This window comes from Sphingomonas sp. LH128 (assembly GCF_000293195.2).
GTDB lineage: Bacteria > Pseudomonadota > Alphaproteobacteria > Sphingomonadales > Sphingomonadaceae > Novosphingobium > Novosphingobium resinovorum_A.
In genome coordinates, this window is sequence record NZ_ALVC01000225.1 from 1 (window position 1) to 13,350 (window position 13,350).

At 62.3% G+C, this 13,350-nt stretch carries 14 protein-coding genes and 1 pseudogene; 13 read left to right on the top strand and 2 right to left on the bottom strand.

The window, feature by feature from the left end:
- Positions 1 to 90 precede the first annotated feature (90 nt).
- The 4 genes and pseudogenes from LH128_RS18150 to LH128_RS18165 all read left to right on the top strand — a co-directional run.
- Positions 91 to 1,056: pseudogene (locus tag LH128_RS18150) on the top strand (HAD-IC family P-type ATPase); the annotation flags it as partial.
- Positions 1,057 to 1,187: 131 nt separating this feature from the next.
- The gene (tnpC, locus tag LH128_RS18155; protein WP_008831130.1) at positions 1,188 to 2,543 is read left to right on the top strand and encodes an IS66 family transposase; all 1,356 of its coding nucleotides are present in this window, start codon (positions 1,188 to 1,190) and stop codon (positions 2,541 to 2,543) included.
- A gap of 35 nt (positions 2,544 to 2,578) precedes the next feature.
- Positions 2,579 to 3,439, top strand: coding sequence for an NAD(P)/FAD-dependent oxidoreductase (locus LH128_RS18160; protein WP_083910282.1), 861 nt, complete (start codon positions 2,579 to 2,581; stop codon positions 3,437 to 3,439).
- Positions 3,436 to 4,185: an HAD-IIB family hydrolase gene (locus LH128_RS18165; protein ID WP_008831132.1), complete on the top strand. Its 750-nt coding sequence runs from the start codon at positions 3,436 to 3,438 to the stop codon at positions 4,183 to 4,185. Before LH128_RS18160 ends, LH128_RS18165 begins: the two co-directional genes overlap by 4 nt.
- Positions 4,186 to 4,431: 246 nt before the next feature.
- Here LH128_RS18165 and LH128_RS18170 read toward each other — a convergent pair whose 3' ends face one another.
- Positions 4,432 to 5,850: an ISNCY family transposase gene (locus tag LH128_RS18170; protein WP_037520163.1), complete on the bottom strand. Its 1,419-nt coding sequence runs from the start codon at positions 5,848 to 5,850 to the stop codon at positions 4,432 to 4,434.
- A gap of 144 nt (positions 5,851 to 5,994) precedes the next feature.
- On the bottom strand, positions 5,995 to 6,561 hold the full coding sequence (locus LH128_RS18175; protein ID WP_008831134.1) for a hypothetical protein: 567 nt from the start codon (positions 6,559 to 6,561) through the stop codon (positions 5,995 to 5,997).
- A 263-nt stretch (positions 6,562 to 6,824) separates the two neighbouring features.
- Between LH128_RS18175 and LH128_RS18180 the strand changes: the two genes are divergently transcribed.
- The 9 genes from LH128_RS18180 to LH128_RS18215 form a co-directional block, all read left to right on the top strand.
- Positions 6,825 to 7,583, top strand: a complete 759-nt coding sequence (locus tag LH128_RS18180; protein ID WP_008831135.1) for an autoinducer binding domain-containing protein — start codon at positions 6,825 to 6,827, stop codon at positions 7,581 to 7,583.
- A gap of 241 nt (positions 7,584 to 7,824) precedes the next feature.
- Positions 7,825 to 8,187: a hypothetical protein gene (locus LH128_RS32325; protein WP_008831136.1), complete on the top strand. Its 363-nt coding sequence runs from the start codon at positions 7,825 to 7,827 to the stop codon at positions 8,185 to 8,187.
- On the top strand, positions 8,184 to 8,858 hold the full coding sequence (locus tag LH128_RS18185; RefSeq protein WP_008831137.1) for a lytic transglycosylase domain-containing protein: 675 nt from the start codon (positions 8,184 to 8,186) through the stop codon (positions 8,856 to 8,858). The genes LH128_RS32325 and LH128_RS18185 overlap by 4 nt, the downstream gene beginning before the upstream one ends.
- A complete protein-coding gene (locus LH128_RS18190) occupies positions 8,855 to 9,196 on the top strand; it encodes a TrbC/VirB2 family protein (protein ID WP_008831138.1) in 342 nt (113 codons plus the stop codon). Before LH128_RS18185 ends, LH128_RS18190 begins: the two co-directional genes overlap by 4 nt.
- Positions 9,197 to 9,206: 10 nt before the next feature.
- Positions 9,207 to 9,542: a type IV secretion system protein VirB3 gene (locus tag LH128_RS18195; protein ID WP_008831139.1), complete on the top strand. Its 336-nt coding sequence runs from the start codon at positions 9,207 to 9,209 to the stop codon at positions 9,540 to 9,542.
- The gene (locus LH128_RS18200; RefSeq protein ID WP_008831140.1) at positions 9,535 to 11,952 is read left to right on the top strand and encodes a VirB4 family type IV secretion/conjugal transfer ATPase; all 2,418 of its coding nucleotides are present in this window, start codon (positions 9,535 to 9,537) and stop codon (positions 11,950 to 11,952) included. Before LH128_RS18195 ends, LH128_RS18200 begins: the two co-directional genes overlap by 8 nt.
- A gap of 4 nt (positions 11,953 to 11,956) precedes the next feature.
- Positions 11,957 to 12,673 carry a type IV secretion system protein gene (locus tag LH128_RS18205; protein WP_008831141.1) on the top strand — a complete coding sequence of 239 codons (717 nt, stop codon included), beginning with the start codon at positions 11,957 to 11,959 and terminating at the stop codon, positions 12,671 to 12,673.
- Positions 12,670 to 12,888 (top strand): EexN family lipoprotein, encoded by a 219-nt coding sequence (locus tag LH128_RS18210; protein WP_008831142.1) that lies wholly within the window; start codon positions 12,670 to 12,672, stop codon positions 12,886 to 12,888. The genes LH128_RS18205 and LH128_RS18210 overlap by 4 nt, the downstream gene beginning before the upstream one ends.
- A gap of 14 nt (positions 12,889 to 12,902) precedes the next feature.
- Positions 12,903 to 13,350, top strand: a 448-nt coding sequence (locus LH128_RS18215; RefSeq protein WP_008831143.1) for a type IV secretion system protein, incomplete at its 3' end; no start/stop codon positions are given.

Here is a 13,350-nt window from a genome sequence, read left to right on the forward strand (position 1 = left end):
CCGCCGCGCATCCCGATCCCTTCAACATCCCTCTACGGGATCCTGGAATCAGCAATGCCACATCAAGGCAAGCGCCTTTTTCCGCAGCCTGTTAAGGCGATCGCGTTCGACAAGACCGGGACGCTGACGGAAGGTCGTCCCCGCATCACCGATGTCGTGCCCGTCGAGGGGGCGAGCGAAGAGGATCTGTTGGCACTCGCCGTCGCGGTCGAAGCCTTGAGCGATCACCCGCTGGCACAGGCGATCGTCAAGGACGGCCGCGAGCGCCTGGGTGGGCGCGATCTGCCGGAGGCGACCGATCTTAAGAGCCTGACGGGACGCGGCGTCACCGCCACCGTTGATGGCGAGACAGTATGGATCGGCAAGGCCGAGATGTTCGGCGTGGAGGGCATCCCCACGCTGAACGCGGCCGCGACCGACGCCATCGCCACCCTGCGTGAAAACGGGCGGACGACGATGGTGGTCCGCAAGGGCGATAAGGACATCGGCGCGATCGGGCTGATGGACACCCCGCGCGAGGCGGCCAAGGTCGCGCTCAAGCGGCTGCGCGAAATGGGAATCACCCGGATGATCATGATCTCGGGCGATCACCAGAAGGTGGCCGACGCCATCGCCAAGGATGTCGGGCTCGACGAGGCATGGGGCGACCTGATGCCGGAGGACAAGGTTGCCGCGATCAAGAAGCTCGCCGGCGAGGACAAGGTCGCGATGGTCGGCGATGGCGTCAACGACGCGCCGGCTATGGCGTCGGCGACGGTCGGCATTGCGATGGGTGCAGCGGGTTCGGACGTGGCGCTGGAGACGGCCGACGTTGCGCTGATGGCCGACGATCTTGGGCATCTGCCGTTCGCGGTGGGCCTGAGCCGCCACACTCGCGGGATCATCCGGCAGAATGTTTTCGTCAGCCTCGGGGTGGTCGCGTTCCTTGTGCCCGCGACGATCCTGGGCCTGGGCATCGGCCCGGCGGTCGCGATGCACGAAGGCTCAACGCTTCTGGTCGTTTTCAATGCGTTGCGGCTTCTCGCCTACCGCGATCCGGCGAAGCAAGTGGCATGACGGCGGATCGCTATGACGCCTTGATCGTCGGCGGCGGACCGGGGGGCCTCACGGCGGCGATCTACCGTAATTGCTCACGGGGTTGGCAGAAAAGTGTTGCGTGGAGGTCGATTGGCTGATTCACCCTACGGATGCCACCACCGCCGCTTCATGTTCTGACCGAGGCTGAGAAGAACGAGCTGCTGCTTGCTCAGCACGAGATGATCGAGCGGATGGCAGCACGGATTTCCGAGTTGGAATCGCTGGTCGGCAAGCCGCGCAAGACCTCGAAGAATTCGCATATTCCGCCTTCGAAGGACGACTTCGGCAAGCGGGGCGGCAAAGGCGGTAAGCCCAGGACTGGCAAGCGCCCGCCGCGCGAAGGCAAGCACCGCCCACTGGCCGAGACGCCGGACAAAACCGAACGCGCCATGGCGGCAAGCTGCTGCCATTGCGGGACCGATGTTTCCTCGCAGACCCAGCATTGCCGTCACCGCTACGATCATATCGACCTGCCGCCGATCCGCCCAATTGTGACCCGCATCGAATTGTTCGGTGCGCGCTGCGGGGGATGTGGCCGTCGCTACCGCGCCGAGGCGCCGGCGGGTATGGAGCCGGGCACGCCGTTTGGCCCTGGCATCCGCTCGCTGCTGGCCTATCTGCATCACAGCCACCATGTCAGCTTCGAGCGACTGTCGCGCATTGCTGCGGAACTGTTTGGCCTCACGATCTCCCAAGGGGCAATCGCCAACGCCTTCAGGCGCATGCAGGCCGGAATGACAGCAGCCACGAAGGCGATCACCGACAAGTTGCTGACGGCAAGGATCATCGCATCCGATGAGACGTCCACGCGCACCAACGGCATTGCCCATTGGCAATGGGTCTTCCTCTCGAAAGACGCGGTCCTGCACAAGATCGCCCCGCGCCGGGCGCGCAGTGTTGTCGACGAGGTGCTGGGGGGCCATCAACCCGACGTGTGGGTCTCCGATCGCTACGCCGGACAGCAGGAACTGGGCAAAGAGCATCAGGTCTGCCTCGCCCATGTCCTGCGCGATGTTCAGTATGCCATCGACTGCGGGGATACCGCCTTCGCCCCCAAAATCCGCGACCACCTGCGCTGGGCGATCCGGATCGGCAAGCGACGAAGCAGCCTGAAAGACACGACGCTGGCCGCCTACGCCGCGAAGGCCGACAATCTGCTGACCCGCCTGGTACAGATGCCTGTCGCGCACCCGGCGGGACGTGTTCTGCTCAAACAAATCAAGGCCTGGCGGGGCAAGTTCTTCGTCTTCCTCACCAACCGCGACGTCCCTGCGACCAACAACATATCAGAGCGCGAGATCCGCCCCTCGGTCGTGTTCCGCAAGGTCACCAACGGCTTCCGATCCGACTGGGGCGCCCAGATCCACGCCGGATATCGCTCCGTCACCGGAACCGCCCGTCTCAGCGGCAAATCGGCCCTCGTAGCTATCCGCGAACTCGTCGACGGCAGGTTCGTCGTCGCCTGATCAGAGCCCAATTGCCGACCCCGTGAGCAATTACGATCTACCTTGCGCGATATCACCGCCGCGTCGTTGTGGTCGATGAGGGGCACAGCCGAGCGAAATGGATACCGCTCTCCCACAACCACGCCGGCTATCCAGAGGGTATTGCCGGCGAGGAGCTGCTGCGGCGGATGCGCGAACAGGCGAAACGCTACGGGGCCACGATCCTGACGGACCGGATCGAAACGATCGACGGCAAGGCCGATGCCTTCGAAGCGCGAGGGTCCACAGTGACCATCGCCGCGCGCGCTGTCCTGATCGCAACCGGGGTCGAGAATCGCCGCCCTGCGCTCGATGCCGATACGCACCGCGACGCCTTGCAGCGGGGAATGCTGCGCTATTGCCCGGTCTGCGACGCCTACGAGGCAACCGGGCTGGCGATCGGGGTGATCGGCGCGAACACGCACGGAGTCGCGGAGGCGTTGTTCCTGCGCACCTTCTCGGACCGGATCACGCTTGTTGCGCAGGAGACGATCGATCTTGGTGCCGACGATCGCGCGGCGCTCGCCGCGGCCGAGATCGCAGTCGCACCGAAGCCGCTGTCCCGGATGGACTTTTCAGGCGATCGAGTTGCGCTCCACCTCACCGATGGCAGCGAGTTGCACTTCGACACGGTTTATCCGGCGCTCGGGTCGGACAGCAACAACGCGCTTGCGCGCCAGCTCGGCGTCGAGCTGAGCGACGATCGCTGCATCGTCGTCGATACCAAGCAGCGGGCGAGCGTCACTGGTGTCTATGCGGCGGGCGATATCGTCATGTCGCTCGATCAGATCAGCGTCGCGATGGGCCACGCGGCGATCGCCGCGACCGCCCTTCACAATGATCTCCGCAACCGCGACGGGGAGGGCACCGCCTCGTGAAATGGTTGATCGTATTCGACCTCGACGGGACCCTTGCGGAGAGCAAGCGGCCCTTGTCGCCCGAGATGGCGGCGACGCTCGCCCGCCTGCTGGCCGTGGTCGATGTTGCGGTGATCTCGGGCGGCGACTGGCCGCAATTCGACCGGCAAGTCGTCTCGCGCTTGCCGCTTAACGTCGCCCGCGAGCGGCTGTGGCTGATGCCGACCACTGGCACGAAGCTCTACCGCTTCATCGACGGTGCGTGGCGCAGGGTTTATGCCGAGCTGTTCGACAACGCGGAGAAGGCGAGCATCCGCGCAGCCTTCGACCGTGCGCTGTCGGAAGCGGGACTGGCCGACGAGCGCATTTGGGGAGAGCGGATCGAGGATCGGGGAAGCCAGATTACCTTTTCCGGCCTCGGCCAGGACGCGCCGCTGGAGGCGAAAGAGGGCTGGGATCCTGACCGCGCCAAGCGGGCCGCGATTCAAAAGACGCTACAGGTGGCGCTGCCCGACCTCTCGATCAACCTGGGCGGCACCACCTCGATCGATGTCACCCGTGCCGGGGTCGACAAGGGCTATGGGCTGAAGCGGCTGAGCAAGGAAAGCGGCGTGCCGCTCGCGCGAATGCTCTTCCTCGGCGACGCGATCTATCCGGGTGGCAATGACTATCCCGCTGCCGAACTCGGGATCGACACGGTGAAGGTCCGCGATGTTGTTGAAACTGCAGCTGTCGTGTCGGCGATCATCGTCTGTTTGAAGCATTGACGGGCGATTGCTCGACTTCTCCTCGAACGCAATGAGGATTGAGCGCGGGCGGATCGCAATCGCACGCGCCCTGAAATTACTGTTCTCGCTAAATAGAGAAGTCCCGATCTGTGCCATATAGAAATGTCACAGGGTGGGGAGCAGCAGGGGCTGCGTGGAGCCATCGGAACAGCGCAGCGCAGACCCTGCTGAAGCGCTGACCTTGGGGTGGTGCACCATGGACCCGCTGCTCTGCAGTGGGCCCGGTCATGTCTTCTGAACGAACCTGAGCGTACCGCGTTCGCGCAACGCCTCATCACTGAGTCTGGGACCGCGCTTGAGCTTTGAGCCACCCAGTGTGCGGCGGTCGATCTTTGGTGGCGGGTCTGGCTCGGGGAAGAGATGCATGGGTTGGTCACGGCGGGCAGGGGCGTCGTTGTTGCGCTTGCGGTGATGCGGCATGATCGCCTGCATCTGTCTGGCCAGCAACAGCGCTGCGTCCAGATGCTTGTTCTCGACAATGGCAGGCTGGTTCACCTGCCGCATCTTGTCGAACTGACGATAGGGCAGGACATGGCCCTCATGCTCGATTTCTAGCCGGCCGTCGGGATACTCACAGACCGTCACCCGCTTGCGCGCCAGATTCAGGCTGACATCGTTCGGCTCCAGAATGAACATCGCCTTGTTGTAATGCAGCGTCAGCGCCGCCGTCACCGTCCGCTGCTCCCGCCAGACCATGATCGAGCGTAGATCATCATGCGGCGCGAGGGGACGGTGCAGATCGCGGACATCGAAGGCAGGGCGGGCAAACCGCTCGTTGTGCCTGGCGATATAGCTGTCGAGAAAGGCGTTGGCGTCCTTGATCGACGAGATGCCTTCAAGGCGCATCGCTTTAACCAGGCGATCCTGCAAGGTGGCGTTGGCCCGCTCGACGCGGCCCTTGGCCTGCGGAGAGTTGGCGCAGATGATCTCGATGTTCAGAGCATCGAGCGCGCGACCAAAATGCGTCATGCCGTCGCCACGAGCGGCGCTGGCCCGCGCGTTCCGGAAAACGCTGTGCTTATCGGAATAAAAGGCCACCGGCTTGCCGTGCCGTTCGATATATGCGCGGGTCGCCTCCATATAGGCAAAGGTGCTCTCGCTCTCGACCATCCTGAGGTGCATCAGCTCGCTGGTCGCGTCGTCGATATAAACCAGCAGGGTGCATTGCGGCCCGCGATCCTCAAACCACCAGTGCTTCGAGCCGTCGATCTGGATCAGTTCACCCCGGCAGTCCCGCCGATAACGCGGTTGATACGGGCGAGGGCGACGGGCCTGACGATCTTTCCAGAACCCGGCTTCGATCATGATCTGCCGCAGCTTCTCCCGCGAAATCCGGACATCATGCCGCTCGGCCAGATACTCGGCGGCCAGGGTAGGCCCAAAATCATGATAATGGGTCCGAACCAGCGCGACAATCTGATCTCTGATGCCATCATCCAAGCGCCGGTTGCTGGGTCGACCACGGCGGCGCGACACAAGCCCGGATGATCCATCGTCTTGGTAACGAGTCAAAAGCCGATGGGCGTGGCGGCGGCTGACGCTCATCAACTTTGCCGCCTCGGTAACGGTCATGCGGCCTGAAACCACATGCATTAACGTCTCGACCCGCGAAAGCTCCTCGGTACTCATATGCAACACCGCCATGCTCAATACCTCCGAACAGCCGGAGGGCACGGTAGCCCAAGTGAGACATCTCTACTTTGCGCGACTGTGACATTTGAACGTTGCTGCTACAATTACTTAGTTTGATAATAATAGTTATGTTAAATTAGGCCATTTTCGGGGCAATCAGAAAGCTAGTTCTGCCTGTCTCGGAACGGCTCTCGGCTGTTCTTGTCTGCCGCCGATCAAGCCTCGCGCGCCACCAGCCAAGATATAGACGGCCTGACGTTGCGCACCGCGATTGTGATGATCAACGCAATAGCCCTGATAGTGCCGCTTGAGCAAGCCAGCGCGCACCAGCTCCGACACCGCCCGGCTCACATTCGTCTTGCCCGAAGCCCGTACCTGCTCACGGATGGCGTTTTCGACCATAGCCGTGGCCTGACCCCCATCGATCGGCAACGCGCCGGACATTTCCAGGTCGCTGCGTATCCGCTCTTCCAGGGCGACGCGCCGGGGGTCGCGCTGCCCCATCGGCGTCAGTGCATCACAAAGCCAGTCACGCAAGGGAATGAGGCCGGCGCCCTTGGCTACCAGCGGCCCGGCGCTGCCGTCTGAACGGGAAACTTGGGCAATCAGGTTGAGCACCATGAAGGCGTAGCGCGGCCGAGATGACGACCGCGCAAGCATCTCCAGCAAGGATGGCATATCCAGTTGCGGGCGGCCGTCGCCGATGATCGGAGCATGCAACATAACAGGATTGAATCAAGCACATATAGGGGGTGAAGTGAATCCCCTTTGCCGTAAATTTCGTCATTTTGTCGGCTGTGACACTTTGCCCGAAGGTAAAGTGTCACGTGGGCTCTTTCGTCATTACTCTGGCCGACTCGTACTAAAGACGACCTGTGCTTTTCTTGCGGGGAGTTGGGCGCTGGATGCAGCCGGTCTTGTTTTTCAATGGCTTCGCCGAACGGTGACTGGACGAAACCACAATCGAAATGCGAATCGTTCGCACTATGGGTAGTCTCGAAGATGCCGGTCGCCTCGGTGACATCACTGCGTTCGAAGCCGAATGCCGGCAGGCGACGACACTCGAACAACTCAAATCCTTGCTCGATGCGATTGTGCGTCAGTTCGGGTTCCGCTGGTTTGCATTGGTGCACAATGTCGACCTGAAACGGACCACCCGCAAAGCGCTCCTGATGACCACCTATCCGGTGCGCTGGATCGAGGAGGTGATGGATGCGCGCCTCTATCTTGAAGATCCGGTCCACGCTGCCTGCGCCAAGACCGTCTCCGGGCTCACCTGGGATCAGATCGGGGATTACATCGCGCCCAATGCTCGCCAGCTATCAATTCTGGAGCGGGGTCGCGCGCACGGACTGGCAGCAGGGTTCACCATGCCGATCAGAATGCGCAACGAGCCCGACGCGATATTTACGGTAGCGCGTCAAGCTGATGAGACGATTTCTAGCCCGGACCTTCTCTCTGCCCGATTGATTGGCACGGTTGCGTTCGACCAGGCTCGAGCCCTTCTCGGTCCCGATGAACTGGCAAACGTGCCGATAGCGCTCAGCCCGCGCCAGATCGACTGCATTGATCTGGTAGCACAGGGCAAAAGCGACTGGGAGATCGGACAGATTCTGGGTCTGAGCCGCGACACTGTCCATGAATATGTCGAAGGTGCGCGCCGGCGGTATGGCGTGCGTCGCCGGACCCAGCTCGTGCTTCGCGCTGTCCGAGACGGACATCTGAACATCGACGCGCTCGTCTAGCAGCGTCGCCCCCCACAATAGCGAATAGGCGCTTCAGGTTTCTCAGACTTGAGGCTCAAGGAATGGCTGGCGATCAAGCCCGCTCTGCATTCCTGCCGTCTTGCACGACCTTGCACCTCCGCTCCCCCCTTGTGGGGGGATTGCCCGAAATTGCCGCACCGGGTTCAAAAGAGAGGTGATTTTCAACGGAGAGTCGTCGGCGCATTTTTAATGCAGCGGCGCTGAAAAGCGGAGAAATCAGATGCAGCGCCTGCGGCTTGTCCTTGCTGTGCCGTTCGTGGCGATGTCCGCCGCGGCGGCTCCCGCGCATGCGAACGATCTGGGTTGCCAGGTTTTGCTTTGCCTTTCAAATCCGGGTGGCGCGACCCAGTACCCCGCCTGCGTGCCGCCTATGGTGAAGTTATGGGAGCGTCTGGGATTGGGCGGTTCCTTCCCCGGCTGCTCTGGTAGCGGCGTTGCGAAGACCAAGGTCTATGATCGAGATTCCGCTTCGCGGCGCCGGGTGGTGATGACGTTCACCGACGGGCGGCAGCAATCCTATTCGCTTGCGAATATTGAAAGCTTGCCAGCGTCTCCCAGCGAACAAGGGACCACACCACAGTGATCCTCGAGCTCGCAACCGTGGTCGGACTGGCGCAGCAATGCGCACCATCGGTTGCGGTCGAAACGCTTGTGTCGGTCGTCCACACCGAGAGTCATTTCAACCCCTATGCCATCGGCGTGAATGCGAAGGGCGTTGCCGCACCCAAACCCAGCGATCGGGCATCGGCCGCTGCAGCCGCGCGATCGCTGATCGCCCGCGGCTACAACATCGATCTGGGTCTGGGGCAAATCAACAGCGCAAACCTGAGGTGGCTCGGCCTGTCGGTCGAGGACGCCTTCGATCCCTGTCGCAATCTCGCCGCAGCCGCGCGCGTGCTGGCTTCCAACTATCTGAACGTTGTTCGCTCCAGCCCTTCTACAGAGGTGGCCATCGCGACCGCCATGTCGATGTACAATACGGGCAGTCGTTCGCGCGGGTTCGGAAATGGCTATGTCGGCCGTGTTTACGCATCTTCGAGTGTCGTCGTGCCAGCGATCAGGCGTCGAGCGATGCCAGAACCCGCCGCTTTGCCCGGGCCAGTGACGCCGGAACCCACAGTTAAGCAGCCTTCGGCGGGCGTTCGCTCGCCGCGCGTCCAAGAGGCATGGGACACCACTGCGGGGGCGCAGACGGCATCTTTGATGGTCTTTGGGGGGGCATCCAACAGTTCACCGAAAGGACAAGCCGAATGACTGCCTTAGCGAACAATTCCAAGATGTGGTTGACGCCGCGGAGGCGTACTTTCGCGCAATATCTGGCACTGTTTATTGCGGTCATTGCGGTGTCGCTCCTGCTCACCGATCCGGCCCATGCCCAAGCGGCCGACGGCGTCACGTCGATGGCCGAGAATATCAAGACCTGGCTGACCGGTACTTTTGCGAAAACGATCGCGGTGATCGCGGTCGTCATCGTGGGTTTCATGTTCTTCACCGGGCGGGCAAGCCTGGGGCTCCTGGTCACCGTCATCGTCGGCATCTTCATCGTGTTCAGCGCACAGTGGATCGTCGATACCATCACTGGCGGCGCGTGAGTGCGCTGGGATGGACGATGAAAAACTCAGGGAAGAAACGCTCTTCCTGGCCGTGACTCGGCCGACGATGTGGTTGGGCGTTCCGATCGAAGCATCGCTGCCCATCGCGCTGGCGGCGTGCCTGACGCTCATCGTCACCGGCAACCCGCTTTACGCTCTTGCGCTAGCCGGGGCCTTTCTGGCCATAGCCCGGCTGATCGTGCGGCACGACGCAAACGCCTTCCGCCTCTTGTGGCTCTGGACAACGACAAAGGCACGATGCCGCAACCGGGGATGGTGGGGCGGTAGCTCCTACTCGCCCCTGCCGATCGATGGGGCGAAACGCCGGGGCTTTGCGCATGGCTAGCCGGGCCAACTCGTTGGGCGGCGCTGCCGCGCGGACGCCGTGGCGGATCCTCAAGAATGAGGCGGACCCCGCGCGCTATCTCCCCTATGCGCGTCATATCGACGACAACATCATTGCGCTCGACGGGCGCGACCTCATGATGATGTTCAAGCTCGACGGCCTTGCATTCGAGACGGCCGACCCAATCCATCTCAACGACTGGCACGAAAAGCTCAACGGCACGTTGCGCAATATCGCCGACGACCGTCTGGCGATCTGGACGCATATCGTCCGCCGGCCGATCACGGACTATCCCGAAGGCAAGTTTCGCTCGGCCTTTGCGGCCGATCTCGATGCAAAATACCGCGCGCGGGTGACCGCCAAGCGCATGTTCGTCAACGAGCTCTACCTGACGCTCATCATGCGCCCGTCCGTTGGATCGGCTGATCGTACCGGCGTGCTCCTTCGACGTCTGGCATCGGCGCGCAAGGAGGGGGCCGAAGTCGACGAGGACGAGCTTGCGCGCTTCGAGGATAAGGCGCGTGACATCGAGAAGCTCCTCGCACGCTGCCGGCCCCGACGCCTCCACTTGTACGAGCATAATGGCCTGATGTTCTCGCAGCCGCTCGAGGTGCTTGAACTGGTGATGATGGGCCGCGCTGGCAGGGTGCCCTTGGTCCGAGGCCATCTCGGCTCCGCCATCTATGGGGAACGGGTAATCTTCGGCCGCGAGACGGTCGAGGTGCGGGCGCATGACACGAGCCGGTTCGTGGGCCTTTTCGGCATCCGCGAATATCCGGCGATGACGCGGCCGGGCCAGATGAATGCGCTCCTCAGCCAAGATTTCGCGTTCGTCGTGACACAGTCCTTCGCGTTCATGGGCAAAGCGCGGGCCTCGGAGCGGTTGCGCCGTCGCCAGAACCAGATGGCCTCGACCGAGGACGCCGCTGCGAGCCAGGCACTTGAGCTGGCCGACGCGGCCGACGATCTGCAGAGCAATCGCTTTGTCCTGGGCGAGCATCATTTCTCGCTCGCGGTCTTCGGTGAAAATCAAAAGCGCCTGGCCGAAAATCTCTCGACCGCCCGGGCGGCGCTCGCCGACGCTGGTCTGGTGGCCGCTCGGGAAGGTCCGGCGCTGGAGGCCGCCTTCTGGTCGCAGCTTCCTGGCAACTTCGCGTGGCGTGCGCGGCCAGCGGCGATCACGTCGCGCAATTTTGCCGCGCTCTCGCCGTTCCACACTTTCCCCGCCGGCAAGCCCGATGGCAATCACTGGGGTGCTGCGATCGCGTTGATGAAGACCGCGGCCCAGTCTCCCTTCTATTTCAATTTTCATGTGAACGATCTTGGCCACACACTGATCATCGGCCCGTCGGGCGGCGGCAAGACTGTCGTCCAGAATTTCCTGATGGCGCAGCTGGAGAAAACCGGCGCGCAGCAGATCTTCATCGACAAGGACCGAGGGGCCGAGATCTATGTGCGGTCATCCGGCGGCACCTATCTGGCGCTTCGCAATGGGGTGCCGACCGGGTTTGCGCCGCTGCGCGCGCTTGAGCAGACCCCTGGCAACATCGTCTTCCTCGGCCGCCTGATCCGACATTTGGTGACCCCCTCGGGCATCCAACTCGGCGTCACGCAGGAGCGGATGATCGACGAGGGCATCCTCTCGATCGGACGCCTTCCCCCGGAGGAGCGGTCCATCCTCGCGCTTCGTCAATTGCTCGGACAGCGCGATCCGGAAGGGATTGGCGCGCGGCTTGAGAAATGGTCGCGCGGCGGCGCACTGGGCTGGGTGTTCGACAATGACCGGGACGAGTTGACCCTCGAGGCCCGGTTCATCGGTTTCGACATGACGGATTTCCTCGACAATCCCGAGATCCGCACGCCGCTCATGATGTACATGTTCCACCGGATCGATGCCCTGCTCGATGGCCGTCGCCTCGTGATCGACATTGACGAGTTCTGGAAGGCGCTGGGCGATGATGCCTTCCGCGCCTTCGCGCAGGACGGCCTGAAGACCTACCGGAAGCAGAATGCCTTTCTGGTGTTCGGGACGCAAAGCCCCGCTGACGCTCTGCGATCGGACATCTCGCACAGCATCATGGAGCAGGTCGCTACCAAAATCCTCTTGCCCAACCCCCACGGCCGAGAGGTCGACTATATCGATGGGCTCGGCCTCACTCGCGCCGAGTTCAAGCTCATCAGAAACGATCTGATCCCCGAAAGCCGGCGGTTTCTGGTCAAGCAGGGTCACGATTCCATCGTGGTGGAACTTGATCTCGGCGGCCTGTCCGACGAGCTGGCCGTCCTCTCGGGCACCACCGAAACCGTCGGAATCCTCGATCAGGTTCGCCGCGAACATGGCGACGATCCCAGTCACTGGCTGCCCGTCTTTCACGAGCGCCGCCGCGCCACCACCAGAAGGAAAGGATAAGGTCATGAAAGCAATACGAGCGCTCGCGATTGTCGGCGGATTGGCAATCTCCGTGCCGGCCTTCGCGCAGGGCATCCCGGTCTATGATTCCAGCACGTTTCTGCAGACCCTCTCGACGGTGAAGAACACCCTGTCGATGATTGAACAGGGGAAGCAGCAAATTTCCCAAGCCACCGACATGTTCAACAGCGTCAACAAGCTGACGAACGTCAATCAGATTGCCTCTTCCCTGAACACCGACGCCGTTCGCCACCTCTTGCCGAGCGAGGCACGGGACATTCAGCGCCTCATGTCCTCTAACACGACGGGGCTCGGCAGCCTTGGCACGGCCGCAGACCGGATCCGCAGCAGCAACCGTGTCGAGCTTCCCGCGCTTCGCCCGGACGCTACCGCTTTCGAGCGCTCGAACCGCGATGCCATTTCTCGCAATGGCGACATGGCGGCGCGCGACGCGGCCATTGCCGAGGCAGCATATGGCGTCACCGCCCAGAGAACGACGGGTCTCGAGGAACTGCGTTCGTCGCTGGACACCGCGTCGGACGCGAAGGACGTGATGGATATCCAAGCCCGTGTTGGCGTGGAAAATGCACATATCCAGAACGATGCGGTCCAGCTTCAGGCGCTTCAGATGCGGCAGACCGCCGAGGCGAGACTGCGTTCGCAGCGAGATGACGAGACCGGCCTCGCCAAGCTTCAGCAGAGCCTGAGTAGCCGGCCGTGAAGGGGATCGCCGCGGCCCTCCCAGTTCTCGCGGCCACGTTCCTGAGTGGTTGCGGGCAGCCGATCGGCAAGGCGGACCTGAAGTCCGATCCCAAGTTACGCGCTGAGATCCTCGCCGCGTGCGCCAACGGCACCCACACCGATGCCCAGGAATGCAGCAACGCAAAGGACGTCGAGAACGCCGACAAGCTCGAGCGTTCGCTGGGTCACAAATAGGCGGGGAATTGGCCATGGCGTCCACACTCTTCGCGGATATCTACACCAACATCGACGGGAAGCTCGATCTCTTCCTGAACGAGCGTCTCAACAACGTCATTGATGTCGTGCGGGGACCGCTGGCGCTTGGCTTGGTCATCTACATCGCGCTGTTCGGCTATATGGTGATGCGCGGTATCGTCAGCGAGCCTTGGGGCGAGCTGGTGTACCGGATGGTGAAGCTCTGCCTCCTCTATGTTGCAGCCACAACCGTCGCCTACTCCGAGTGGATCACGAATCCGCTCTTTCATGGGATGCCGGACGCCATCTCACAGGCGCTGGCGGGCAAGACCATCACTAGCGTCGGTTCGGTGTTCGACGATTATTTTGGTCAGGTCGATTCCCTCGTTTTGATCATCCGAACCGAAGCCGCGACCTATCTCGACATTAATCCGTGGAAGCTCGTTCTGCTCACGCTGGCGG

Bases quoted from the DNA above. Each gene is read 5' to 3' on its own strand.
- LH128_RS32325 (WP_008831136.1), top strand. From the start codon at position 7,825: ATGCAGCGCCTGCGGCTTGTCCTTGCTGTGCCGTTCGTGGCGATGTCC.
- LH128_RS18195 (WP_008831139.1), top strand. From the start codon at position 9,207: ATGGACGATGAAAAACTCAGGGAAGAAACGCTCTTCCTGGCCGTGACT.
- LH128_RS18175 (WP_008831134.1), bottom strand. From the start codon at position 6,561: ATGTTGCATGCTCCGATCATCGGCGACGGCCGCCCGCAACTGGATATG.
- LH128_RS18200 (WP_008831140.1), top strand. From the start codon at position 9,535: ATGGCTAGCCGGGCCAACTCGTTGGGCGGCGCTGCCGCGCGGACGCCG.
- LH128_RS18205 (WP_008831141.1), top strand. From the start codon at position 11,957: ATGAAAGCAATACGAGCGCTCGCGATTGTCGGCGGATTGGCAATCTCC.
- LH128_RS18190 (WP_008831138.1), top strand. From the start codon at position 8,855: ATGACTGCCTTAGCGAACAATTCCAAGATGTGGTTGACGCCGCGGAGG.
- LH128_RS18170 (WP_037520163.1), bottom strand. From the start codon at position 5,850: ATGGCGGTGTTGCATATGAGTACCGAGGAGCTTTCGCGGGTCGAGACG.
- tnpC (WP_008831130.1), top strand. From the start codon at position 1,188: ATGCCACCACCGCCGCTTCATGTTCTGACCGAGGCTGAGAAGAACGAG.
- LH128_RS18180 (WP_008831135.1), top strand. From the start codon at position 6,825: ATGGGTAGTCTCGAAGATGCCGGTCGCCTCGGTGACATCACTGCGTTC.